This window comes from Helcococcus sp. SA-HE-C1, assembly GCF_985670335.1.
The window spans coordinates 1,366,113-1,390,802 of the sequence record NZ_OZ484652.1 but is presented as its reverse complement, the minus strand read 5'-3'; the positions used below and the strand labels follow the sequence as shown (position 1 = coordinate 1,390,802).

General features: G+C 33.3%; 22 protein-coding genes and 6 pseudogenes. 23 read left to right on the top strand and 5 right to left on the bottom strand.

Features of this window, described 5'->3' with window-relative positions; translation table 11 throughout:
- Positions 1-26: 26 nt before the first annotated feature.
- Complete coding sequence (locus AC4KN9_RS07200; protein WP_491017885.1) at positions 27-1,220, top strand: G5 domain-containing protein; 1,194 nt, start codon at positions 27-29, stop codon at positions 1,218-1,220.
- A 78-nt stretch (positions 1,221-1,298) separates the two neighbouring features.
- Positions 1,299-1,421 (top strand): annotated as a pseudogene (locus tag AC4KN9_RS07195) (hypothetical protein); the annotation flags it as partial.
- Here the strand turns inward: AC4KN9_RS07195 and AC4KN9_RS07190 are convergent.
- Entirely contained in the window at positions 1,392-1,967 is a 576-nt protein-coding gene (locus tag AC4KN9_RS07190; RefSeq protein ID WP_491017884.1) for a KwaA family protein, read from the bottom strand. The pseudogene AC4KN9_RS07195 and the gene AC4KN9_RS07190 overlap by 30 nt on opposite strands.
- A 238-nt stretch (positions 1,968-2,205) precedes the next feature.
- Here AC4KN9_RS07190 and trhO point away from each other — a divergent pair, with 238 nt between their 5' ends.
- The 8 genes and pseudogenes from trhO (at position 2,206) to AC4KN9_RS07150 (ending at position 8,045) form a co-directional block, all read left to right on the top strand.
- Positions 2,206-3,177, top strand: coding sequence for an oxygen-dependent tRNA uridine(34) hydroxylase TrhO (trhO, locus tag AC4KN9_RS07185; RefSeq protein WP_491017883.1), 972 nt, complete (start codon positions 2,206-2,208; stop codon positions 3,175-3,177).
- A gap of 93 nt (positions 3,178-3,270) precedes the next feature.
- A complete protein-coding gene (locus tag AC4KN9_RS07180) occupies positions 3,271-3,618 on the top strand; it encodes an ArsC/Spx/MgsR family protein (protein ID WP_491017882.1) in 348 nt (115 codons plus the stop codon).
- Position 3,619: 1 nt separating this feature from the next.
- A complete protein-coding gene (locus tag AC4KN9_RS07175; RefSeq protein ID WP_491017881.1) occupies positions 3,620-4,516 on the top strand; it encodes a class I SAM-dependent RNA methyltransferase in 897 nt (298 codons plus the stop codon).
- Complete coding sequence (locus AC4KN9_RS07170) at positions 4,459-5,082, top strand: class I SAM-dependent RNA methyltransferase (protein ID WP_491017969.1); 624 nt, start codon at positions 4,459-4,461, stop codon at positions 5,080-5,082. The genes AC4KN9_RS07175 and AC4KN9_RS07170 overlap by 58 nt, the downstream gene beginning before the upstream one ends.
- A gap of 654 nt (positions 5,083-5,736) precedes the next feature.
- Positions 5,737-5,829, top strand: a pseudogene (locus AC4KN9_RS07165) (DNA-binding protein); the annotation flags it as partial.
- Positions 5,830-6,372: 543 nt separating this feature from the next.
- Positions 6,373-6,687: a hypothetical protein gene (locus tag AC4KN9_RS07160; RefSeq protein WP_491017880.1), complete on the top strand. Its 315-nt coding sequence runs from the start codon at positions 6,373-6,375 to the stop codon at positions 6,685-6,687.
- Positions 6,575-7,627 carry a group II intron reverse transcriptase/maturase gene (ltrA, locus tag AC4KN9_RS07155; protein ID WP_491017968.1) on the top strand — a complete coding sequence of 351 codons (1,053 nt, stop codon included), beginning with the start codon at positions 6,575-6,577 and terminating at the stop codon, positions 7,625-7,627. The genes AC4KN9_RS07160 and ltrA (AC4KN9_RS07155) overlap by 113 nt, the downstream gene beginning before the upstream one ends.
- Positions 7,628-7,838: 211 nt before the next feature.
- Entirely contained in the window at positions 7,839-8,045 is a 207-nt protein-coding gene (locus AC4KN9_RS07150; RefSeq protein ID WP_138159674.1) for a helix-turn-helix domain-containing protein, read from the top strand.
- A gap of 491 nt (positions 8,046-8,536) precedes the next feature.
- Here AC4KN9_RS07150 and AC4KN9_RS07145 read toward each other — a convergent pair whose 3' ends face one another.
- On the bottom strand, positions 8,537-9,706 hold the full coding sequence (locus tag AC4KN9_RS07145; protein ID WP_491017967.1) for an IS256 family transposase: 1,170 nt from the start codon (positions 9,704-9,706) through the stop codon (positions 8,537-8,539).
- Positions 9,707-9,799: 93 nt separating this feature from the next.
- On the opposite strand from AC4KN9_RS07145, the gene AC4KN9_RS07140 reads away from it, so the two are divergent.
- The 9 genes and pseudogenes from AC4KN9_RS07140 (at position 9,800) to ltrA (AC4KN9_RS07100) (ending at position 17,606) form a co-directional block, all read left to right on the top strand.
- The gene (locus AC4KN9_RS07140) at positions 9,800-10,249 is read left to right on the top strand and encodes a DNA-methyltransferase (protein ID WP_491017966.1); all 450 of its coding nucleotides are present in this window, start codon (positions 9,800-9,802) and stop codon (positions 10,247-10,249) included.
- Positions 10,230-10,663 (top strand): annotated as a pseudogene (locus tag AC4KN9_RS07135) (DNA cytosine methyltransferase). Before AC4KN9_RS07140 ends, AC4KN9_RS07135 begins: the two are co-directional and overlap by 20 nt.
- A 247-nt stretch (positions 10,664-10,910) precedes the next feature.
- Positions 10,911-11,057: a DUF1413 domain-containing protein gene (locus AC4KN9_RS07130; protein WP_094754402.1), complete on the top strand. Its 147-nt coding sequence runs from the start codon at positions 10,911-10,913 to the stop codon at positions 11,055-11,057.
- Positions 11,058-11,191: 134 nt separating this feature from the next.
- Positions 11,192-11,560, top strand: coding sequence for an ArsR/SmtB family transcription factor (locus tag AC4KN9_RS07125; protein WP_491017879.1), 369 nt, complete (start codon positions 11,192-11,194; stop codon positions 11,558-11,560).
- 145 nt (positions 11,561-11,705) lie between these two features.
- Positions 11,706-11,885: a cation transporter gene (locus AC4KN9_RS07120; RefSeq protein ID WP_491017878.1), complete on the top strand. Its 180-nt coding sequence runs from the start codon at positions 11,706-11,708 to the stop codon at positions 11,883-11,885.
- Between the two features lie 56 nt (positions 11,886-11,941).
- On the top strand, positions 11,942-13,786 hold the full coding sequence (locus tag AC4KN9_RS07115) for a heavy metal translocating P-type ATPase (RefSeq protein ID WP_491017877.1): 1,845 nt from the start codon (positions 11,942-11,944) through the stop codon (positions 13,784-13,786).
- Between the two features lie 144 nt (positions 13,787-13,930).
- Positions 13,931-14,410: pseudogene (locus AC4KN9_RS07110) on the top strand (Csac_0668 family 2Fe-2S cluster-binding (seleno)protein).
- 771 nt (positions 14,411-15,181) lie between these two features.
- Positions 15,182-15,787, top strand: coding sequence for a cadmium resistance transporter (locus tag AC4KN9_RS07105; protein WP_491017876.1), 606 nt, complete (start codon positions 15,182-15,184; stop codon positions 15,785-15,787).
- A gap of 565 nt (positions 15,788-16,352) precedes the next feature.
- Complete coding sequence (gene ltrA, locus AC4KN9_RS07100) at positions 16,353-17,606, top strand: group II intron reverse transcriptase/maturase (RefSeq protein ID WP_491017875.1); 1,254 nt, start codon at positions 16,353-16,355, stop codon at positions 17,604-17,606.
- Positions 17,607-18,288: 682 nt separating this feature from the next.
- Here ltrA (AC4KN9_RS07100) and AC4KN9_RS07095 read toward each other — a convergent pair.
- The 3 genes and pseudogenes from AC4KN9_RS07095 to AC4KN9_RS07085 all read right to left on the bottom strand — a co-directional run.
- The gene (locus AC4KN9_RS07095; protein ID WP_491017874.1) at positions 18,289-20,391 is read right to left on the bottom strand and encodes a heavy metal translocating P-type ATPase; all 2,103 of its coding nucleotides are present in this window, start codon (positions 20,389-20,391) and stop codon (positions 18,289-18,291) included.
- Positions 20,392-20,410: 19 nt separating this feature from the next.
- Positions 20,411-20,860, bottom strand: a pseudogene (locus AC4KN9_RS07090) (CopY/TcrY family copper transport repressor).
- Between the two features lie 114 nt (positions 20,861-20,974).
- Positions 20,975-21,070: pseudogene (locus tag AC4KN9_RS07085) on the bottom strand (relaxase); the annotation flags it as partial.
- Between the two features lie 51 nt (positions 21,071-21,121).
- On the opposite strand from AC4KN9_RS07085, the gene AC4KN9_RS07080 reads away from it, so the two are divergent.
- The 4 genes from AC4KN9_RS07080 (at position 21,122) to AC4KN9_RS07065 (ending at position 24,614) form a co-directional block, all read left to right on the top strand.
- Complete coding sequence (locus AC4KN9_RS07080; protein ID WP_491017873.1) at positions 21,122-21,280, top strand: AbrB/MazE/SpoVT family DNA-binding domain-containing protein; 159 nt, start codon at positions 21,122-21,124, stop codon at positions 21,278-21,280.
- A gap of 64 nt (positions 21,281-21,344) precedes the next feature.
- Positions 21,345-22,703 (top strand): AlbA family DNA-binding domain-containing protein, encoded by a 1,359-nt coding sequence (locus AC4KN9_RS07075; RefSeq protein WP_491017965.1) that lies wholly within the window; start codon positions 21,345-21,347, stop codon positions 22,701-22,703.
- Between the two features lie 657 nt (positions 22,704-23,360).
- Entirely contained in the window at positions 23,361-23,717 is a 357-nt protein-coding gene (locus tag AC4KN9_RS07070; protein WP_491017872.1) for a hypothetical protein, read from the top strand.
- Between the two features lie 6 nt (positions 23,718-23,723).
- Positions 23,724-24,614 carry a reverse transcriptase domain-containing protein gene (locus tag AC4KN9_RS07065; protein ID WP_491017871.1) on the top strand — a complete coding sequence of 297 codons (891 nt, stop codon included), beginning with the start codon at positions 23,724-23,726 and terminating at the stop codon, positions 24,612-24,614.
- Positions 24,615-24,690 lie beyond the last annotated feature (76 nt).

Genomic DNA, 24,690 nt, shown 5'->3' with positions numbered 1-24,690 from the left:
TAGAAAATAAAACTGAAGCAATACCAATGCAAACTATCTACAAAAAGCTATACAAACAAGATGGTACACTAGCAGATGGCATTACTAAAGACGAACTTCCAGAAGACTTAGCATTTGGACAAAGCTATGTGAAAAATGAAGGAAGTGAAGGAACAAAGAAAATTAAAGTAACTTATGAAGTAAATCCAAAAACTGGTGAAACTACAAATCCTAGAGAAGAAGTAATAAGTGAAACTACAAATCATAGAATAGAGTATGTAAATAATCGTCAAATGATTAATGAAACTGACAACTTTACAACACGCTATGAAGCAGATGATACACTAGACTTCAAACAAGAAAAAACAAAGACTGAAGGTAAAAACCGTATTAACAAATACTATGAAATATATCTAATGGATGATAAAGGTAGTGTATTTAAGCTTGAAGAATCACCAAATAAAAAAGATATAGACGGACTATCTGAAGTTAAGAAGATTACAATTGAAAATCAAGCTTTAGAAGAAAAAGTAGTTGGTGTAGGTAACATTGAAACCACAAAAAACCCAATCGACTTTAATACAACTTATCAACCAAAAGAAGATTTAGCATTTGGTGAAAAGAAGGTATTAGCAGAAGGGGAACTAGGTACTGAAACAATTAAATATCAATATGATGTAAATCCACAAGATGGTTCACTAAGCAATAAGAGAGAACAATTACGTGAAACAGAAGAAGCTAAAGATAAAGTAATTGGTGTAGGTGCTAAAAAGGTAGAAGAAGTCACACTAAATCACGGACATCAAGAAACTACCGATAATCTATTAGCTAAGGGAGAAAGAAAAGTAATCCAAACTGGTAAAAATGGACTTGTAAAATACACATATAAATATGTGGTAGATCCAAGTACAGGGAAATTTACTGGAAGAGAAGTTCTTGAAAGAGAAGTGTTAGAACAAGCACAAGATGAAGTAGTTGCAGTTGGAACATTTGAATCAAGTAAGGAACAACCAGAAACTCAGGAAACACTTCCTGAAGCTCCTATAGAATCTAAAGGAGAAGGTAATCCACAAAAAGAAACATCAAAAGAAACATCAAAAGAAACATCAAAAGAAACATCAAAAGAATTAAAACCTTCAAAACCAGAAAACCCAGGTACTGGAGATGTAGGAATAGCAGGATCAGTAATAGTTATGGTAGCGGCTGCTGCGGCATATCTAGGACTTAGAAAAAGAAAATAGTTTAAGATAAAGAAGTTGCTTGAGAGTAGATAAAATCTATTCTTAGCAACTTTTTGCTTTTTATATTTTTAGTATTATGGAGAAGAATTTAAGAGTTATCAACATTTAAAATTAGAAATAGAAGAATATATAAAGTGGTACAAAGTATACTTATTAAAATCTATAAATTCATTAATTATTAATTTTTCCAACAATATATAAAGAATTTACCTTACTTTTTGTAAATTTCAATATATTATTATGACTATCTTTATCGTTGTTTAAGACGATTAGAAAATCATTATCCTTAGTTTTTATGATATCAATACCAGCAAGTATAAAAAATAAATTAGGTTGAATATTTTTGCTATTTGTCATCATAAGATAAAGTGAAAAAAGAAGGAAGAAGTATGCTATAATGGACATTCCCATGAACTCGCTTATGACATATATGGTGCTGACATTTGATATTAAAAAAGAAACGGGATCACCATTAAAAACGCTTATCTTATCCCTACTAAAATCACTTTGTTGATATTGATCTTGTTCTAAATACTTATGTTTAAGATAATTTCTCTTAATACTTTTTATAAATGAAAATGCTAAAATACATATAAACATTCCGATAGATAAAGTTATTAAAATCTTAACATTAATACCATAATCTGAATTTTCTAAAAGATTTTTAAGTGTAAAGAGAATAATAGATGGAAACATTGCAGTGATAAAATATGATAATTTGAAGGCGATACTAGTTTTTCTAAACATTATTTTCCTTTCGAGCTATTTTCTAGCTGGGTTTTATTGTATATTATTTGATTATATCACAAAGTACTACATAATTTAATATATTAATAATCAGTTATGTCTGCATTGCTTTTTATAATTCGCTAGCAAATAAAAATAAAAAAATTAAGTAAAACTATTTGAATAAATGTAAAAATCAGTTTATAATTTAATATAATATATGTAAATAAATTAAATTAGACATTGGAGAGTAAAACTTATGAAAGATTATAAAGTTTTGTTATATTATAAATACCAAAATATTGAAAATCCAGAACAATTTAGACAAGAGCATCTTAAGTTTTGTAACAAAATTGGATTAAAAGGAAGAATAATAGTAGGATATGAAGGGATAAATGGTACTGTTTCAGGTACTATTGAACAAACTGAAAAGTACAAGGATTATGTACATTCTCTAGAAGGTTTTGAAGATCTATGGTTCAAAGAGGATGAAACTGATAATTATACACATCCAAGGATGTCAATAAAGTTTAGAAAAGAGATTGTTTCATTAAGTTTAGAAGATGATTTTTCTCCAAATGAAACTACGGGTAAATACTTAGATCCTAAGGAATTTAAGGAAGCAATTCTTGATAAAGATACAGTTGTATTAGATACAAGAAATGACTATGAGTATGATCTTGGACATTTTAAGGGTGCGATTAGGCCGGATATCAAAAATTTTAGGGAATTACCGGAATGGATAAAAGAAAATGAAGAAATATTTAAGGACAAAAAAGTTGCAATGTATTGTACTGGTGGAGTTCGATGTGAAAAATTCTCAGGATGGATGTTAAGATTTGGTATTTCAGATAAAGTTGGCCAACTACATGGTGGTATCGATACTTATGGTAAGGACCCTGAAGTAAAGGGAGAATTATGGGAAGGAAGCATGTATGTGTTTGATGACAGGATTTCTGTACCAATAAATCATGTAAACCCAACAATAATTGGTAGAGATCATTATGATGGTACACCTTGCGAAAGATATAGAAATTGTGCGAATCCAGAGTGTAATAAACAAATATTTATGAGCGAAGAAAACGAACATAAATATCTTAGAGCATGTAGAGAGGAATGTAGAAAACATCCAAAAAATAGATATGTCAAAGAAAATAATTTAAGTGAAGAGGAATGGGAAAACAAATTAAATGCAATAGGTGAAAGTCTATCAGAATATTCACATAAATAAAACAAATATAAAATTGACAAGTGTTATCATTACTGGTAACACTTGTTCTAATATATAGTGTTCTAATATATAATTAAGTAGAAAGGAATAATAATGAAATTAATTTGCTATAAAAAATGTTCAACCTGTAAGAACATAGAGAAAAAGTTCAATGAACGAGGAATTTCTTATGAATATAGGGAAATTGATAAAGAAAATCCCACAGCTCAAGAGATTGAAAAATGGCATCAAGAATCAGGACTAGATATTAAGAAGTTCTTTAATACAAGTGGAGTAATTTACAGAGAAAAAAAATTAAAAGATAAATTAGATAAGATGAGCCTACAAGATAAATATGACATTCTAGCAACAGATGGAATGCTCGTAAAACGTCCAATTCTTTTAGATGGCAATAAAATACTAGTTGGACCACAAGTTAAAAATTTGTTGAAAGAGGAATAAAATGGGATTGGTAAAAGCGAAAATAATAAAAATGATTTATCCAGGTTACTCAATAGGAATCGGAGAAAATGGAAAAGAATATAGATTTAAAGGTGGAATAAAAGGACAGGAAGTTCTTTTGAATGGTGGTAAAAAGAAAGCGGGATACCATAAAGCTAAGTTAGTTCAAATTCTTCAAAAATCTCCTCTTGAAATTAATAATTTTTGTGAAAATCCAAATAATTGTAGTGGTTGTAAATTTCAAAATGTAGAATATGATAAAGAGTTAGAAATAAAAACTGAAATGATCCAAGACTTATATAAAGATATAAATTGGAACTTAGAAATAAAGATGAATCCATCCCCATTAGTAAATGACTATAGAAACAAAATGGAGTATACATTTGGTGATGAATACAAAGGTGGCCCATTAGTTTTAGGATTGCATAAAGTTGGAAAATTTTATGAAATAGTTGAAGATGGTGGTTGTAAAATAGCACCCCCCGATTTTAATAGAATAAGAACTTATACACAGGAATTTTTTAGAGAAAAGGGAATATCTCACTTTCATAAAACAAGACAAGATGGAATATTAAAGTTTTTCGTTATAAGATACTCTTTTTACCAAAATGCATTTATGCTAAATCTTGTAACCCCCACTACTACAGTATTGACAGAGGAAATATTTAACGAATTTATAGATGGATTTTACAAAATTAATTTAGATGGTAAAATATCATCTTTTTACCATACGATATCAAATTCAACCTCTGATGCAATAAAACCAGAGAAGATTATAAAAATCTGGGGAGAGGATCATCTAACAGAAAAAATAAATAACTTAATATTTAATATAAGTCCATTTTCCTTTTTCAGCCAAATCCTAAGGGAGCTGAAAATTTATATAATAAAGCATTAGAATTTGCAGGAAATATAAATGATAAAATTGTTTATGACCTTTACTGTGGAACTGGAACAATTTCTCAAATTTTTGCTAAAAATGCAAAAAAAGTAATTGGAGTAGAAATTATTGAAGAAGCTGTGAAAAAGGCTAAAGAAAATGCAGAAATTAACTCGTTAGATAATGTTGAGTTTAGAGCTAATGATGTTTTGGCAGAAATAAATAATCTTAAAGATAGCTCTGATATAGTTGTACTCAATCCACCAAGAGCAGGGATACATCATGATGCCATACATCAAATTTGTGATATGAACGCAAAAACTATAGTATATATATCTTGTAATCCAGCAACTCAGGTGGATGATCTAAAATTGTTTATAGAGAGGGGATATAAAATTAAAAAAATAGAATGTTTTGATCAATTTCCTAGGACTTTGCATGTGGAGACGGTAGCACTTTTGTCCAAACTTGATGTCGATAAGCACATAAGTGTTGAAATTGAGTTGGATGAGATGGATTTGACAAGTGCGGAGAGTAAAGCAACATATGCTCAAATCAAAGAATATGTTTGGAATAAATTTTAATTAAAAGTTTCAACATTATATATTGAACAGATAAAAAGGAAATGTGGAATAGAATTACGAGAACATTACAACAAGTCAAAAAAGGAGAAACAAATTATTCCACAGTGTACACCTGAAAAAGAAGAAGCCATCATGGATGCTTTGAGACACTTCAAAATGATTTAATAGAAAAGAATGACAGCATATGACTTTCTGCATTTATTACATTCCTACTTGGTATTGGAACGGCGTTGTTTTATATCATTATGGTGTTCTGCTTATTTTGGGCGTTAGCTTCTTTTATTGCAAGTTTAAGAGTAAGTTAACATATTTTTAGAAGTGTAAGTTGAATGATTGGTAAAATAGCAGGTATATATCTCTAAGTGTTATAATATATTATTAAGATGAAATATATTAGTTATTTAAAGATAAGAGAAACGAACGGGCAGAGGGGAGAAATTAAAACAAAATTATATTAAAAGAACACGCTAATTATGAAACTGGGATTTGTTATGAATCCCAGTTTAATTTTTATAATTGGATTAATAGAATTATTAAACTATACAATAAAATCAATTTAAAGAAAAATAAATATTAGATAATCTTAGACGATAGAAATTAAAAACTCTATTGTCTATTTTTATACTCAAAAGTTGGAGGGTATGATGATGAGGAAAAAATTCTATATTAGGTCAAATAAAAAGCTTTAAGATAGATGACAAAACTAAGTCAAATAAGAAAGACCATAGCAAAGATACAGAGAGATAAATATCGGCAGTCTTCGGACTGCCTTTATTTTTTTGGTATGACGGGCATGTTATCAATCTGTGGTGAAAGTCCACTAAGGGCGTAGTTGCCAACGAACCTCACAGTAATTCCCAAGGTTTGCACCGTGAGATGCAGGCGAGAAGAAGGGATAGCAAAATTGTAGCCTGACGAACAGAAACCTAATACTAAGGCTTGCACGGTGGACAAGCGAACCAAAAGTCGTGAAGTCCAAAAGGCAACCGTAAACCATGCAAGTAGATTAGGCAGGTAGACAAGGAAAGATTGATGGCTTATCCCGTGAGGTCTCACTAGCGAATAAGTAGTAACAACGAATAGTGAGAAGTCAGCAAAAGCCATAGTAGTATTGAAGCCTTTGTAATCGAGGTGGAGCGAAGGGCTGAATAATTCAAAGTCAAATGGACTTGCAAAAGTCTGTATCCATATCCGACGAGAAAATCGTACCAAAGACGTAACGGCGGAAAATTTTCACAGGAGTTAGGAGTAAGAGGATACAGAGCATAACAAAGAAAGGAGACAATCCAAATGTCAGAACTGCTAGAACAAATACTCAGTAGAGAAAACATGTTTGCAGCATTAAACAAAGTGAAAGCAAACAAAGGAGCAGGAGGAATAGATGGAATATCCACCGAAGAAATAGACCAACATCTCAAAAACAACTGGGTAGAAATTAGAGACAAAATTCGAAGAAGAAAGTATAAACCAAAACCGGTCAGAAAGGGTAGAAATACCAAAACCAAATGGAGGTGTACGCAATCTAGGAATACCAACAGTAGTAGACAGAGTAATAGAACAAGCAATTGCACAAGTTCTAACACCAATAGCAGAACCACACTTTAGTGATAAAAGTTACGGTTTTAGACCAAATCGCAAAGCACAACAAGCGATAGTGAAACTTCTTGAATACTTTAACGACGGATACAGCTATATTGTAGACATAGACCTAGAGAAATTCTTTGATAACGTCCCACAAGACAAACTTATGACCTTGGTTCATAACCTCATAAATGACCCAAACACAGAATCCTTAATTAGGAAATATCTTAATGCGGGAGTAATGATAAAAGGAAATTATGAAGAAACACCCAAGGGAACACCACAAGGAGGAAATCTATCGCCCCTTCTAAGTAACATAATGCTAAACGAATTAGACAAAGAACTAGAAGCAAGAGGACTACACTTTGTAAGATATGCAGACGACTGCATAATAGCCGTAGGAAGTAGCGCAGCAGCTAACAGAGTAATGGCAACAGTAACAAAGTGGATAGAAAAGAAACTAGGACTAAAAGTAAATGCAACAAAATCCAAAGTTACAAAACCAATAAAACTAAAATATTTAGGATATGGTTTTTGGAAAGACAAAGCAGGATGGAAAGCAAGACCACACAAAGAATCAATCCGAAGGTTTCAAAGAAAGTTGAAACAGTTGACAAAGAGGAGTTGGTCAGTACCAATGACCTATAGAATCAACAGACTGAACCAAGTAATTAGAGGGTGGATAAACTATTTTAGACTAGGAGATATGAAGACGGTCCTTAGAAAGATAGATGAACGACTTAGAACAAGAATGAGAATAGTCATATGGAAGCAGTGGAAGACGAGTGGGAAACGCCTATGGGGACTTCGAAAGTTAGGAGTTCCGATGTGGATGGCAAAACAGTCAGTAGGATTTGGAGACCACTATCAAGCGGTTGCCAAAACCACAGGACTACATCACATAAACAAAGAAATCCTCGCAAAGCGAGGACTTCAAAGTTGTTTGGATTATTATTTGAATTAAACCGCTGTATGCCGAACGGCACGTACAGTGGTGTGAGAGGGGCTACATGTTAGCTCCTACTCAATCTTTTTTTTTAAAGTGATATATCAATTGATTGAAAATAACCTATAGTTAATGTTATAACAAATTTGTATGTAATAACAAACATAAGTATTTTTTAAATGTATATATGTACGAGATTAGCTATCAAAAAAATAATCTTGGAGGTTATATGGAATTAAGTTATAAAAGGTTATTTAAAAAACTTATTGATTTAGATATGCAACATAATGAGCTTATGGAAAAAGCAAATGTAAGTAGGAGTACATTTTATAAATTAAAGAATGGTGAGAATGTAACTACCGATGTTTTGCTCAGAATTTGTGATGCATTGGATTGCGACATATCAGAAATTATGGAGTGTATTAAAAATGATTGAAATAATAAATGGAGAATGCATAGAAGAATTGAGGAAGTTAGACTCATCTACGGTTGATTTAATTATTACAAATCCTCCATATAATATTGCGAATTTCATGAACGGGAGAGATACAAATCTACAAAAAATGCGTTCTAATTTTTTGGTGCTGCTGGTTGGGATGATTTAGATTTTAATGATTGGAAAGACCATATGAGATTATTTTTTAAAGAATCAAGTAGGATACTTAAGAATGGTGTTTCCATGATAGTTTTTATGTCAATATTAAGGGTTGAAACTCTTGTTGAAATAGCAAATGAGGGTCTGTAAATAATTTTGTGTATCAACCTATTTCCTGATATTAAAGGGTATGGGTTGATACATTTTTTGTATCAATAGATATTCATTTCTTAAGAAATGAAGCTTAACTTAATTTTACACATTATTAATACACTGTCAAATTTTGTTAAAAATTTGCAGATATTTTTTACTATTGCTTTCTATTTTTTTTATTATATCCTCCCTTCAAAATATATTGATAATTGTGATAACACCTTATCCCAACCTCTTATTCTACTAGTCCACTTAGCTGAAGCATCTGCCATAGCTAGATAAAGACTTTTTTGTAATGCATAATCATTTGGAAATATTGCTTTATTTTTAGTTACTTTTCTTAACTGTCTATTAAAGTTTTCCATAGCATTTGTTGTGTATATCATCTTTCTAATACCTTCAGGATACTTAAAATATGTTGATAATTCAGCCCAATTATTTCTCCATGAAGATACACATGTAGGATATTTCTTACCCCACTTATCTTCAAATACATCTAAATTGGTTAGTGCTAAATCTTCTGTAGGTGCTTTGTATATTGACTTTAAGTCCTTCATCAACTCTCTAATATCTTTGTATGATACATATTTAGTAGAGTTTCTTATTTGATGTATTATACATTTTTGTATTTCCGCTTTTGGATAGACTGCTTCTATTGCTTGAGTAAATCCTGGTAGATTGTCTGTTGAGAAGATTAATACATCTTCTAGCCCACGTTCTTTTAATTGATTTAATACTAAAAGCCAATATTTACTTGATTCATTTTCTCCTACCCACATACCAAGTATTTCCTTAAAGCCTTCTAAATTGTATCCTAAAGCTATGTAAACAGCTTTTTTAACTACAATATTATTTTCTCTAACATGATAGTGGATTGCATCTAAAAACACCATTGGATAGACTTTATCTAGTGGTCTGTTTTGCCACTCTTCTATTGTTGGAAGTATCTTGTTAGTTATTTTACTTACCATAGTTTCTGATAATCCAAAACCATAAATTTCTTTAATATGAGCTGATATGTCTCTAGTAGTCATACCTTTTGCATACATTGATATTATTTGATTCTCTATATTTGATATGTCTTTTTCATATTTTTTAAGTACTTGTGGTTCAAATGAAGCATATCTATCTCTTGGAATATTAAGATCTATATTTCCATATGAAGATTTAACAGTCTTTTTACTTGATCCATTTCTAGTGTTTAGTGATAGTGGAGCTTGTCCATATTCATAGTCTAGATGCTCATCAAGTTCAGATTTAAGCATTTGTTCTATTGCATCACCTAAAAGGTCTTTAAGTGCATTTTGTAAATCCTGAGCAGTTTCTGGTTGATATTCTTCTAGTAACATTTTAGTTATTTTATTTAGTCTTGTTTCTGGTCTTTTTCTTGGCATAAAAATTCCTCCTAATTAGTTTTTCTTTACCCTAATCAGTAGGTTTCTATACACAAAATTTTACACAGTCTCGCAAATGAATTTGGTTTTTATTATAAAACCACTGGAATTTGGTACAAAACAAATCCAATGCCTAGAAATATGAATTTACATTTTGTTAATTCAAATGAGTGCTGGATATATTTTACTTATAAAACAAAAACAGGAACATTCAATAATAAAGGTAAATTGGTTCTAGACTATATTGAAACATCTATCACGACTGCTAGGGAAAAGAAATTAGGTAAACATCCAACACAAAAGCCAATTATATTATTCGAACATTTTATAAGATTGCTTTCAAATGAGGGCGATTTAGTAGTAGATCCATTTCTAGGAAGCGGTTCTTCTGCAATTGCAAGCTATAGATTAAATAGAAATTTTATCGGTGTTGAATTAGAAGAAAAATATGCTAAATTAGCGAATATGAGGGTAGAAGATGAAAAGACAAGTTATTGATTTGTTTTCTGGAGTTGGTGGACTATCTAAAGAATTTTTCTACTCAGGATTTGAAATTGTTTTAGCAAATGAAGTTGACTATTCCATAGCTAATTCTTATAAAAAAATCATCCTAAAGTGAAAATGATTAATGAAGATATTTCAAAATTAGATATTGATGATATTTTTAATGAGTATAAAAATATAGACGTAATTGTTGGGGGACCACCTTGTCAAGGATTTTCTCAAAAAGGGAAAAGAAAAATAATGGATGATCCACGTAATTATTTATTTAAATATTTTTTTGAGGTAGTTAGTGTTGTTAGACCGAAGTATTTTTTGCTAGAAAATGTACCCAACATATTAACTGCAAATAACGGACATTTTAAAGACGAAATTTATAGCTTATGTTCCAGTAATGGTTACACGTTATGATGATAGCCTAGTAAGGAAGATTATCCAGAATGTTAGTGTTTATGATGACCACTTTGTAATATGCTTTAAATCTGGAATTGAAATGGAAGTATGATTTAATACTAATATAAACCGTCAATTAAGAGTTAGGTTCTCTTGATTGGCGGTTTTTGCATTGACTTTTACATGATTTATACATTTGATATTATCAAAAATGTTGTTTATAAGGTTATTGATAAGGAGTTGACCACATGAGTGATGTAATAAGCTGTTAGATGAAGCTATTAAAGAAACCGAAAACTTGTACGAAGGAGAAGTCTTTATTTTTAAGGATTTGTTTAAAGGATATGTATGGAACAGGATACCGAGAAAGGACTGTACTAATGTCTTAGTAGATGTTTTTGAGATATTTTAAATAATATAAAAAAACACTTGAATAAATGCTCATATAACTATTGACACAAGAAAAAAACAATAATATAATAAATATACAACATATGAATGATTGTCCAAGTATTCAGATGAAATGATTTAAAAAGAGGTGATAATATGACTAAAAAATTTAATTCAATTGAAAGATGTGACTGCAATGTAATTCATGAGGATATTGTAAATCAAGTTAGAGATAAAATGCCTCAAGAAGAAAGCATTTATGATCTAGCAGAATTATTTAAAGTATTTGGAGATTCAACACGAATCAGGATATTATGGGCTTTACATGAAGCTGAAATGTGTGTTTGTGATATCGCTGTATTACTTAACATGACACAATCAGCAATTTCCCATCAGCTGAGAGTCTTAAAACAAGCTAATTTAGTGAAAAACAGAAAAGAAGGCAAAGTAGTATATTATTCATTAGTTGATGATCATGTAAGAGAAATATTTGACCAAGGTCTAATTCATATCAACGAGAAGTAGTAATGAGGTAGAATAGAATATTTTTTGAAGATATTTGGGCATATATTTAAGTCTTCATTTCAAATGAGCAATGTTTCAAGAAAATTTGAAAAAGACTTGTAGTATTCAAAATAAAATTACAAATAATATTTAGGAGTATTTAATAATGAAAAAGAAATTTATACTTGAAGGTTTAGATTGTGCAAATTGCGCGGCAAAAATGGAAAAGGCTATTAATGAGTTTGATGGAGTGAAAGAAGCTACTGTTAACTTTATGACCACAAAACTCGTTATTGATGGTGAGGATGAAAAAATGCCAACAATAATAGCAAAGGCCAAAAAATAGTTAAAAAAATCGAACCCGATACATCTATAAAAAAGGCTTAAAGGAGGCTATTTAGTATGACAAAACGACTATGGCGAATAATTATTGGTGCAGCCGTGTTAGCTACAGCAGTATTGCTTAGTTTAAATAACGAATGGTTACAGATTGCTCTCTTTATAATAAGTTACATTATTGTAGGTGGAGATGTTGTAAAAAGAGCTGTAAAAAATATTTTTAAAGGTCAAGTTTTCGATGAAAGTTTTTTAATGAGTATTGCAACAATTGGTGCATTTTTTATTGGTGAGTATCCTGAAGGTGTTGCAGTTATGCTGTTTTATCAAGTTGGAGAACTGTTTCAAAGCTATGCAGTTGGAAAGTCGAGAAAGTCAATTGCAAGCCTTATGGATATTCGACCAGATTATGCAAATGTTAAAAAAGGTGATGAACTTGTCAAGATTGACCCAGATGAAGTACAAATTGGAGATATTATTGTAATTAAAGCAGGAGAAAAAATTCCTCTTGATGGCAAGGTAATTGAGGGAAGTTCAATGATTGATACATCGGCACTAACAGGCGAATCTGTTCCTCGTGAAGTAGAAGTTGGAAGTGATATCCTAAGTGGGTGCATCAACATTAATGGGGTTATTACAGCAGAGGTTACCAAGGAATTTGGAGAATCTACTGTAAGTAAAATTCTTGATTTAGTTGAAAATGCAAGTAGTAAAAAATCCAATTCAGAACAATTTATTACGAAGTTTGCGAGATATTATACACCGGTTGTGGTTATAATTGCAGTTTTTCTAGCTATTATACCGCCTCTTGTTATAGACGGGGCGACTTTTAGTGATTGGATATATAGAGCACTAGCATTCCTTGTGGTATCCTGTCCGTGTGCTTTAGTTATTTCAATTCCTTTGAGTTTCTTCGGTGGAATAGGTGGAGCCTCAAAAAAAGGTGTTTTAGTCAAGGGTAGTAATTATTTAGAGGCATTAGCAGAAACTGAAATTGTTGTTTTTGATAAAACTGGAACACTAACGAAAGGTGTATTTAATGTACAGGAAATTCATCCAGAAGGAGTTTCCAAAGAAGAGCTACTAGAATTAACTGCACATGCGGAAAGCTATTCCAATCATCCGATTTCACTTTCACTGAAACGTTCATATAGCAAAGAAATAGACAATGGACGTATTTCAGATGTAGAAGAGATATCAGGTCATGGTGTTATTGCAACAGTAGATGGCAAAAAGGTTATGGCAGGAAATATCAAACATATGAAAATGATGGATATCCCTTATTTCAAGGGAGAGCTGATTGGTACTATTGTACATGTTGCTGTTAATAACAAATATATAGGTTACATTGTAATTGCCGATGAGGTAAAGGAAGATTCAGCACAAGCAATCAAGGAACTTAAGGCAGCTAATATTAAACAAGCAGTTATGTTGACAGGTGATAATAAAAGTATTGGTTCAAAAGTTGCTAAAGAGCTTGGTCTTGATAAGGTTTATGCAGAACTGTTGCCAGCAGACAAAGTTGAAAAACTAGAAGAATTATTTTCGCAAAAATCTAAAAAAGGTAAACTTGCCTTTGTTGGTGACGGAATCAATGATGCACCTGTATTAGCTCGTGCAGACATTGGAATAGCAATGGGTGGTTTAGGTTCTGATGCGGCCATTGAAGCTGCTGATGTTGTAATTATGACTGATGAGCCATCGAAAATTGCTACTGCAATGAAGATTTCTAAAAAGACACTAAAAATTGCACATCAAAACATAGTATTTGCAATTGGAATAAAAATAATTGTTCTTATTTTGAGTGCTTTTGGAATAACTACTATGTGGGCAGCTATATTTGCAGATGTAGGTGTAACTATCATCGCAGTATTAAATGCTTTTAGAGCTTTGAATGTAAAGAATCTATAAACTATTTTTCCTATTCAGCCCTTGAATGATACCGATAATTGACGATACAATCAAAGGGGTATTTTTTAATTTAAAAACTATAAATGAAAATTGGTTGGGATTTACCTTGAATTAAATGGTTTTAAAGATATGGAGGTTATTTAATTGAAAGTTATTGATGAATGTTGCTGTGAATGTATCACACAAAATTTAAATAGAACAAAGGAGAGTTGCCCTGTCTGTAATAATTAAGGAGTAACAGTTAGTAGGATAACTGTTGAACACTTGGTGACAGATGATTATCGTAATGCCGTTGATGGAAATCAATATAAGATATGCATGAATGAGGACTGCGACGTTATTTACTATAACTTAGATAAAGAAATAAAATTCTTAAAAGACCAAGTTAGGGTTCCTATCTGGTTTAAGAAAGATGCAAATCCTAAGTATGCTTGTTATTGCAGCAAAGTCACAGAAGATCAGGTAATTGAAGCAGTTGTAAAGCATGGTGCGAAAACCGTTAAAGAAGTAAATGCCATAACTGGAGCAATGAAAAATTCGCTTTGTAAGGAAAACAATCCTTTGGGGGTATGTTGTCATAAGATTATTCAGGAAGCCATTGATAAGGGATTAACCATGAAATGATTTGAGTTGATATGTTCTCACGAACAGACAAAACCGTTGATATCTTCCCACAAACGAGAGCCAATGTTGGATATGTTTCCAACTACGAGTGTGGATATGTTTCCCTTAACCATAGGGGTTGAGAACGCAGTTTTGATAGCTATCAAGGCAACTCGAAACATGTTGAAGCCCTAACCCTGCTATCGCGCGATTAGCAAAGCTAATCGATGCGAAGCAGAGGTACCAAAGGCATTAGTTTTTCTTAGCCAATCGCTACGCTCTTGGAGAAAAACTGAATAGGCCATCACGTGTGCCCTGTGGGCATGCCAGACTTTCCCAAAGAGAAGCGAGTGAATAACGAACTTCAATTGGTGAAAGCTACGGCTGAGGCTCTAGTATTGATGACAAGGGAATAGAGGGTTAGAGGCTCTGTAAAGTTTGAAATCAATAGGTTTATGAATTTTGAACTAAATAATCATATTATTAATTTTTTTTATTAAAAGGCTAAGCAGCATTAAAAATAGTAAATGAGATGATTCAATATTAGATAAATAATCTTTGTTCGATCTAATCTTATGTATATACAATCTTCGTAGTTTGAGTGGATATCTATTATCATACTTGACAAAATTTGATAATTTAAGTAGAGTTATAAATAATACTTAAAAGAAAGGTTGGAAAATTGTGAAATTATTTCTTCAAATGTCTCCATTGGCAACTGCCAAGGCAGAATGTGTGTGTGCAATCACTTTTGATTGACTATAAAAATTAAATATTTTGAAAGGAGAAATAATGGAAACAATAGTATCTGCTTTATTAGTTTTTGTTTCTACATCAATTGATTACTTAGTTGTTTTGACTATTTTATTTGCCAGTCAAGGCAAAGAAGGTTTAAAATCAATTTATGCAGGACAGTATTTAGGTACAGCACTGCTTGTACTGATTAGTCTTATTGCCGCTTATTTTTTAAATTTTATTCCACAAGATTGGATTATAGGTCTCCTTGGACTAATTCCACTAGGTCTTGGTATAAGAGCAATTTTTGTGGATGAAGATATTGATGAAGAAGACATTGAGGGAAAAATTACCGGAAAGGGATCAAAAATCTTAGCATTTACAAGTTTAACAGTGGCTATGGGTGGAGATAATTTAGGAATTTATATTCCCTATTTTATAGGAAAGAGTTTGATTGAAATTAGTCTAAGTTTAATAATATTTGCGTTAGGGATTTTTATTCTATGTAAATTATCTCAAAGTTTAGCCTCAATTTCTACTATCGAAGATGTGGTGGAAAAGTACGAAAAAATAATTGTTCCAGTCGTGTTTATTGGGCTAGGATTTTATATGTTGATTGAAAATGGAACGATTAATTATTTCATATCCCTAATTACAAGTTAATAGTCTATTTTTATATTTCAGACCTATTAAAGGAAATCTTTAGTAGGTCTTTTTTTGGTATGACGGGCATGTCATCAATCTGTGGTGAAAGTCCACTAAGGGCGTAGTTGCCAACGAACCTCACAGTAATTCCCAAGGTTTGCACCGTGAGATGCAGGCGAGAAGAAGGGATAGCAAAATTGTAGCCTGACGAACAGAAACCTAATACTAAGGCTTGCACGGTGGACAAGCGGACCAAAAGTCGTGAAGTCCAAAAGGCAACCGTAAACCATGCAAGTAGATTAGGCAGGTAGACAAGGAAAGATTGATGGCTTATCCCGTGAGGTCTCACTAGCGAATAAGTAGTAACAACGAATAGTGAGAAGTCAGCAAAAGCCATAGTAGTATTGAAGCCTTTGTAATAGAGGTGGAGCGAAGGGCTGAATAATTCAAAGTCAAATGGACTTGCAAAAGTCTGTATCCATATCCGACGAGAAAATCGTACCAAAGACGTAACGGCGGAAAATTTTCACAGGAGTTAGGAGTAAGAGGATACAGAGCATAACAAAGAAAGGAGACAATCCAAATGTCAGAACTGCTAGAACAAATACTCAGTAGAGAAAACATGTTTGCAGCATTAAACAAAGTGAAAGCAAACAAAGGAGCAGGAGGAATAGATGGAATATCCACCGAAGAAATAGACCAACATCTCAAAAACAACTGGGTAGAAATTAGAGACAAAATTCGAAGAAGAAAGTATAAACCAAAACCGGTCAGAAGGGTAGAAATACCAAAACCAAATGGAGGTGTACGCAATCTAGGAATACCAACAGTAGTAGACAGAGTAATAGAACAAGCAATTGCACAAGTTCTAACACCAATAGCAGAACCACACTTTAGTGATAAAAGTTACGGTTTTAGACCAAATCGCAAAGCACAACAAGCGATAGTGAAACTTCTTGAATACTTTAACGACGGATACAGCTATATTGTAGACATAGACCTAGAGAAATTCTTTGATAACGTCCCACAAGACAAACTTATGACCTTGGTTCATAACCTCATAAATGACCCAAACACAGAATCCTTAATTAGGAAATATCTTAATGCGGGAGTAATGATAAAAGGAAATTATGAAGAAACACCCAAGGGAACACCACAAGGAGGAAATCTATCGCCCCTTCTAAGTAACATAATGCTAAACGAATTAGACAAAGAACTAGAAGCAAGAGGACTACACTTTGTAAGATATGCAGACGACTGCATAATAGCCGTAGGAAGTAGCGCAGCAGCTAACAGAGTAATGGCAACAGTAACAAAGTGGATAGAAAAGAAACTAGGACTAAAAGTAAATGCAACAAAATCCAAAGTTACAAAACCAATAAAACTAAAATATTTAGGATATGGTTTTTGGAAAGACAAAGCAGGATGGAAAGCAAGACCACACAAAGAATCAATCCGAAGGTTTCAAAGAAAGTTGAAACAGTTGACAAAGAGGAGTTGGTCAGTACCAATGACCTATAGAATCAACAGACTGAACCAAGTAATTAGAGGGTGGATAAACTATTTTAGACTAGGAGATATGAAGACGGTCCTTAGAAAGATAGATGAACGACTTAGAACAAGAATGAGAATAGTCATATGGAAGCAGTGGAAGACGAGTGGGAAACGCCTATGGGGACTTCGAAAGTTAGGAGTTCCGATGTGGATGGCAAAACAGTTAGTAGGATTTGGAGACCACTATCAAGCGGTTGCCAAAACCACAGGACTACATCACATAAACAAAGAAATCCTCGCAAAGCGAGGACTTCAAAGTTGTTTGGATTATTATTTGAATTAAACCGCTGTATGCCGAACGGCACGTACAGTGGTGTGAGAGGGGCTACATGTTAGCTCCTACTCGATTTTACTTAAAATTCTCTTATCTGTCCAAAGAAATATGAGAAGGAAGAATTATGTATGATGTTAAAAATAAGTGTTATTTCCTTGCCAGTGATATGGGAGGTAAATTATGCGAATAGAAAGACTGAACAAGAAAAAAGAAGTTCTATTTGAAGAACACTCAAAAGACTATGTAATAGCAAAACAAAAAATAATAAATAAATTTCGATAAATCTCGTCTACTATATTTATAGTATTTTATTTATACAGATGATAATTATATATTATAAGTAAATTTAGATTTAGAGATAATTTAAAACATAAGAAATATACTTATGGATATATTCTCACACACGACGCTTACTTAAAATATTAAAATTTATCCATACTAACCATTCAAGCCATGTGAAGACGGTGGTATTATTGTCAAGAAAATAGAGTAACAAGCTATAAAACTGTCGAAATAGGTGGCTTTTAGGATTTTAAAAGAAATCAGTTCTATAATAAATTAAAAATCGTGTTGGTAGAAAAATCGTCTACTTCTACCAACACGATTTTACAAAGAGCCAGTACTTACATCTCTTTTTTTCTGTAAAACTATTGTATCTTGATACTTTAAGGAGTTTCAATCATTCGATATGTTAACCGTTATTTTTTGGATTTAAATTTAATAAAATAGCATTAATGGATACGATGACTGTTGACACAGACATTAGAATTGCTCCTAATGCAGGGCTTAATGTGATACCAATAGGAGCCAAAATTCCTGCAGCTAGAGGGATAGCTATAAAGTTATAACCAGCTCCCCAAAATAGGTTTTGTTTCATTTTACGAGTTGTTTTGTGTGCTAATTCAATGAATGATTCAATATCTCCTGGATCGGATTGAGTCAATATGACATCAGCTGAATCCAATGCAACTTGAGTTCCAGCACCTACAGCTATACCAACATCTGCTAAAGCAAGAGAAGGAGCATCATTTACACCATCACCTACCATGATAACTTTCTTTCCTTCATCTTTAAGTGTTTTAACTAACTCATATTTGTCTTGTGGAGATTGATTTGATCTATATTCAATACCTAAATCTTCTGCCGCGCCTTGAGCCGCTTTTTCATTATCACCTGTTGCCATAATTGGTTGAATATTGTTCTTTTTAAGAGCTTTAATTAACTCTTTACTCGTTGGTTTTAATTCGTCCCCTAAAGCTACAGCACCAATGGCATCATCGTTTTCTACTAAGACACTAAGAGTTGCTCCTTTTGGAATATCCATATCAAGATTACGTCCATAGGCTTTTTGACTGATTAATTGGTAACGGTGCCCACCTGCTTTACCCTCTACTCCAGCACCGGAAATCACATCAATCGAATCAAAAGATTCTGGACGTATGTCTTGCTCCTTAGCGAAACGTATAATTGATTGAGCAATCGGGTGGCTAGATCCTCCTTCAATACCTGCCAGTAAGGCAATGATTTCCTCTTTATTATATTTGTTATTAAAAAGTTCAACGTCTAATACTTTAAACTCACCAGTTGTTAAAGTACCTGTTTTATCTAAAATCATCACATCTGCATCTGGAGTTATTTCTAAGGCTTGGCGGTCTTTCACTAGTAACCCACGACTGGCTCCTAAGCTTGTGCTACGGGCGGTGACCAATGGAATAGCCAGACCTAATGCGTGTGGACAAGCTATAACTAATGTCGTGATAGTAAAGATAACTGCTGTTGGGATATCTCCAATAACCATCCACACTACAAAAGCTATTAGTGCGACAATGATCGCAATATAGAAGAGCCATCCTGCAACCTTTTGAGCAATATTTTCTGCTCTGGAAGGCTGACTTTGAGCTTGGTTGATTAAATTCTGAACTTGAGAGATGAAGGATTGATCACCTGTTTCATTCACTTTAATATAAAGAACCCCTTCTCCATTTGTTGAGCCTCCGATTACTTTATCGCCAGGACCTTTTTTAACTGTTTTTGATTCTCCAGTCAAAAGAGCTTCATTTACACGTGATTCGCCACGTTCGATAGTTCCGTCTGCTGGCACATTTTCTCCGGCTTGAACACGAATTAAATCACCTACCTGTAAGTCAGCAACTGGACGTGTTTCAATTGAATCGTCTTCTAACACAACGTGAGCATCTTTTGGTACCAACTTAGCCAATTCTGTTTGTGCGTCTCCTGCTTCTCCAATAGCTTTCATCTCAATCCAGTGACCTAATAACATGATTAATAGTAATGAAGCAAATTCAAAGAAAAAATCCATAATTTGTTCACCTGTTACGTAGCTTGCTATTACAGTATAAATACTATATAAATATGAAACACTTAAACCTAAAGAAACGAGAGCCATCATTCCAGGTTCTTTTTGTTTAAATTCGTCAACTGCCCCTTGATAGAATGGACGTCCACCATAAATAATTAATATAGTAGATAAAATAGCTACTACAATATCAGAATATGGAAAAGTAAACTGGAATGGTAGGTCAAACCCAGCCATAGGGGATAAGAGCATAATAACGATTCCTAGTGGCAATGATTTTAAGAAAAGTTCCTTAAAGTTTCCGTGATGATGGTGGTCATGCCCACTGTGCCCGCTGTGATCATGACCAGCATGATGGTCGTGATGTTGATTCTTATGGTCTCCATGTTCTTCCGTGCTTACGTGCTTATGTTTTGAATAATCCATGTCGCCATGATTATGGTGACTGTGGGATAAATGTTTGTTGTTATTGTTCATTTTAAATTCCCCCTTATTCTTAATGATGATGTAAATGACACTCGCATTGTCCTTTTGGACAATTGCAATCCACTTCTTCTACTGCGAAAGATTTTTTCATCTCTAATATTTTTTCTAGTCAATCTATATCATCGAAGCTTAAAACATGATATTCAATGATGCTTCCTATAACATTTCCGACTTTCTTATTGCAAATACGGTTAAAAATATCTTCTGCATAACTCCTTACGGCTTCTGTCTCTTCAATATTGGCAGTGTAAATAAACTTTCTACCTTCTTGCTCTGTATTTAGTACGCCTTTTTCAACTAATCGACCTAAGATCGTTTTAATAGTGGATTGTGTCCAGTCCATTTTTTCTTGCAATACGAAAATGACTTTTTTACTAGTTACTCGATCATTTGCCCAAACTACACGCATGACTTCCCATTCAGCATCTGTGATATTAGTATTATATACTATTACACCCATTGTCTTTCCCTCCTTATTGTTTACAAATGTAGACTTAATACTCAAGATAAGTTTACCATTGTAAACGAATTATGTCAAGTCTTTTTAATAAATGTAAGCAACACTTATAGCTTTTTATCTCTCCACTTCTATCCCATAATAATTTTCATAGTTTTTCCTATATTGAACAAGGTCAGAAAATTGTTCTTTATTTAAAGAATACTCTTGCATAAAGGCTCATTGAATTAGGGATTTTAGAAAACTGATTTAAAGAATCTTTAGGTGGCAAGTAGAAAGGCAAAAGGACAGGTTACTATCCCGAAAAGGATAAGAGAACTTTTGAATTTAGAAAATGGAGATTATGTTACTTTTGTAGTCAATAAAGATAGAGTTGAAATTCAAAATTCCAAAGTTTTTATTGAAGAAAACATTGGGAAATAAAGGTGGTGAAATGACGCATATGACGATAGATGAAATAAAGAAGTTAATTCAAGTCGGAGAGTAGATAGATGTCGAGTTTAAAGAATCCAAAAATGCTTTAACCAAAGATGTCTTTGATACAGTATGCTCTTTCAATAATAGAAATGGTGGATATATTTTACTTGGTGTAAATGATAAAAGAGAGATTGTTGGTGTTAGTAAAGAGAAAGTTGATAAAGTGATTAAGGAATTTACTACGGCAATCAATAATCCGCAAAAGATGTATCCGCCACTTTATTTGCTTCCTGAAGTCTTTGATATAGACGAGAAAAAAGTAATTTACATCCGAGTTCCGGAAGGCTATCAGGTGTGCAGACATAATGGAAGAATTTGGGATAGGTCTTATGAGGGAGACATCAATATAACAGACCATTCCGAACTTGTATATAAGCTATACGCAAGAAAGCAAGGAAGCTATTTTGTTAATAAAGTATATCCGAATCTTGATATTGATTTTCTTGATGTTTCTGTCATTGATAAAGCTAAGAAAATGGCTATTTTCCGAAATGAAAATCATGTTTGGGAGAATATGAGCAATGAAGAACTTCTTAGAAGTGCCAATTTGATACTGACTGATCCGGAAACAAAGCGTGAGGGAATTACATTAGCAGCTATTCTGTTATTTGGAAAAGACAACTCTATTATGTCCGTTCTTCCACAGCACAAAACTGATGCTATATTCAGAGTTGAAAACAAGGATAGATATGATGATAGAGATGTTGTCATAACAAATCTGATTGATAGTTATGATAGGCTTATTGAGTTTGGGCAAAAGCATTTGAATGATTTATTTGTATTGGACGGAATGGTCAATGTCAATGCAAGAGATAGGATACTTAGAGAGATAGTTTCCAATACATTGGCTCATAGGGATTATTCAAGTGGGTATCCTGCAAAGATGATTATTGATGATGAGAAAATTACTGTTGAAAACAGCAACTTGGCTCATGGTATGGGAGAATTAGACTTTCAGAAATTTGAGCCATTTCCTAAAAATCCTGCTATATCAAAGGTATTTAGAGAAATAGGTCTTGCTGATGAATTAGGCTCAGGAATGAGAAATACCTACAAGTATACACAGCTTTATTCAGGACAAAATCCGCTATTTGAGGAAGCAGATGTATTCAGAACGATTATTCCTTTGAAGAAGATAGCGACGCAAAAGGTGGGTGGAGGGAATGTCCCTCACGATGTCCCTCAGGGCAGAGATGAACTGATTGAATTTATAAAAGCACAAGTAAGATTAAATAATAAAATTACAAGACAGGCTATTGCAGAAGGTGCAGGGGTAAGTGTAAAGACGATACAAAGAACTTTGAAAAAAATAGATAATTTGCAATATGTAGGTAGTGGAAATAATGGTCATTGGAAACTTAACGAGTAAAAGTAAGTTGCAGAACCATGATTTTTAGTAGGTAATTGATTTTTAAAAGTACCATGCAATAAGGTTTTGTAGCAGAAAAATTAAGTTGCAGTAAGTTGCAATACACAGAATCAAAAGGTGATTAGAGTAAAATCTAACCACCTTTTTTGGTATGACGGGCATGTCATCAATCTGTGGTGAAAGTCCACTAAGGGCGTAGTTGCCAGCGAACCTCACAGTAATTCCCAAGGCTTGCACCGTGAGATGCAGGCGAGAAGAAGGGATAGCAAAATTGTAGCCTAACGAACAGAAACCTAATACTAAGGCTTGCACGGTGGACAAGCGGACCAAAAGTCGTGAAGTCCAAAAGGCAACTGTAAACCATGCAAGTAGATTAGGCAGGTAGACAAGGAAAGATTGATGGCTTATCCCGTGAGGTCTCACTAGCGAATAAGTAGTAACAACGAATAGTGAGAAGTCAGCAAAAGCCATAGTAGTATTGAAGCCTTTGTAATAAAGGTGGAGCGAAGGGCTGAATAATTCAAAGTCAAATGGACTTGCAAAAGTCTGTATCCATATCCGACGAGAAAATCGTACCAAAGACATAACGGCGGAAAATTTTCACAGGAGTTAGGAGTAAGAGGATACAGAGCATAACAAAGAAAGGAGACAATCCAAATGTCAGAACTGCTAGAACAAATACTCAGTAGAGAAAACATGTTTGCAGCATTAAACAAAGTGAAAGCAAACAAAGGAGCAGGAGGAATAGATGGAATATCCACCGAAGAAATAGACCAACATCTCAAAAACAACTGGGTAGAAATTAGAGACAAAATTCGAAGAAGAAAGTATAAACCAAAACCGGTCAGAAGGGTAGAAATACCAAAACCAAATGGAGGTGTACGCAATCTAGGAATACCAACAGTAGTAGACAGAGTAATAGAACAAGCAATTGCACAAGTTCTAACACCAATAGCAGAACCACACTTTAGTGATAAAAGTTACGGTTTTAGACCAAATCGCAAAGCACAATAAGCGATAGTGAAACTTCTTGAATACTTTAACGACGGATACAGCTATATTGTAGACATAGACCTAGAGAAATTCTTTGATAACGTCCCACAAGACAAACTCATGACCTTGGTTCATAACCTCATAAATGCCCCAGACACAGAATCCCTAATTAGGAAATATCTTAATGCGGGAGTAATGATAAAAGGAAATTATGAAGAAACACCCAAGGGAACACCACAAGGAGGAAATCTATCGCCCCTTCTAAGTAACATAATGCTAAACGAATTAGACAAAGAACTAGAAGCAAGAGGACTACACTTTGTAAGATATGCAGACGACTGCATAATAGCCGTAGGAAGTAGCGCAGCAGCTAACAGAGTAATGGCAACAGTAACAAAGTGGATAGAAAAGAAACTAGGACTAAAAGTAAATGCAACAAAATCCAAAGTTACAAAACCAATAAAACTAAAATATTTAGGATATGGTTTTTGGAAAGACAAAGCAGGATGGAAAGCAAGACCACACAAAGAATCAATCCGAAGGTTTCAAAGAAAGTTGAAACAGTTGACAAAGAGGAGTTGGTCAGTACCAATGACCTATAGAATCAACAGATTGAACCAAGTAATTAGAGGGTGGATAAACTATTTTAGACTAGGAGATATGAAGACGGTCCTTAGAAAGATAGATGAACGACTTAGAACAAGAATGAGAATAGTCATATGGAAGCAGTGGAAGACGAGTGGGAAACGCCTATGGGGACTTCGAAAGTTAGGAGTTCCGATGTGGATGGCAAAACAGTCAGTAGGATTTGGAGACCACTATCAAGCGGTTGCCAAAACCACAGGACTACATCACATAAACAAAGAAATCCTCGCAAAGCGAGGACTTCAAAGTTGTTTGGATTATTATTTGAATTAAACCGCTGTATGCCGAACGGCACGTACAGTGGTGTGAGAGGAGCCACATGTTAGCTCCTACTCAATCCTACATATTT

What these genes read in the sequence shown, in the direction of transcription:
- AC4KN9_RS07120 (WP_491017878.1), top strand. Translation starts at nt 11,706, where the DNA reads ATGAAAAAGAAATTTATACTTGAAGGTTTAGATTGTGCAAATTGCGCG.
- AC4KN9_RS07105 (WP_491017876.1), top strand. Translation starts at nt 15,182, where the DNA reads ATGGAAACAATAGTATCTGCTTTATTAGTTTTTGTTTCTACATCAATT.
- AC4KN9_RS07180 (WP_491017882.1), top strand. Translation starts at nt 3,271, where the DNA reads ATGAAATTAATTTGCTATAAAAAATGTTCAACCTGTAAGAACATAGAG.
- AC4KN9_RS07175 (WP_491017881.1), top strand. Translation starts at nt 3,620, where the DNA reads ATGGGATTGGTAAAAGCGAAAATAATAAAAATGATTTATCCAGGTTAC.
- AC4KN9_RS07070 (WP_491017872.1), top strand. Translation starts at nt 23,361, where the DNA reads ATGTCAGAACTGCTAGAACAAATACTCAGTAGAGAAAACATGTTTGCA.
- AC4KN9_RS07200 (WP_491017885.1), top strand. Translation starts at nt 27, where the DNA reads ATGCAAACTATCTACAAAAAGCTATACAAACAAGATGGTACACTAGCA.
- AC4KN9_RS07190 (WP_491017884.1), bottom strand. Translation starts at nt 1,967, where the DNA reads ATGTTTAGAAAAACTAGTATCGCCTTCAAATTATCATATTTTATCACT.
- trhO (WP_491017883.1), top strand. Translation starts at nt 2,206, where the DNA reads ATGAAAGATTATAAAGTTTTGTTATATTATAAATACCAAAATATTGAA.
- AC4KN9_RS07160 (WP_491017880.1), top strand. Translation starts at nt 6,373, where the DNA reads ATGTCAGAACTGCTAGAACAAATACTCAGTAGAGAAAACATGTTTGCA.
- AC4KN9_RS07150 (WP_138159674.1), top strand. Translation starts at nt 7,839, where the DNA reads ATGGAATTAAGTTATAAAAGGTTATTTAAAAAACTTATTGATTTAGAT.
- ltrA (WP_491017875.1), top strand. Translation starts at nt 16,353, where the DNA reads ATGTCAGAACTGCTAGAACAAATACTCAGTAGAGAAAACATGTTTGCA.
- AC4KN9_RS07125 (WP_491017879.1), top strand. Translation starts at nt 11,192, where the DNA reads ATGACTAAAAAATTTAATTCAATTGAAAGATGTGACTGCAATGTAATT.
- AC4KN9_RS07115 (WP_491017877.1), top strand. Translation starts at nt 11,942, where the DNA reads ATGACAAAACGACTATGGCGAATAATTATTGGTGCAGCCGTGTTAGCT.
- AC4KN9_RS07145 (WP_491017967.1), bottom strand. Translation starts at nt 9,706, where the DNA reads ATGTTACTAGAAGAATATCAACCAGAAACTGCTCAGGATTTACAAAAT.
- AC4KN9_RS07095 (WP_491017874.1), bottom strand. Translation starts at nt 20,391, where the DNA reads ATGAACAATAACAACAAACATTTATCCCACAGTCACCATAATCATGGC.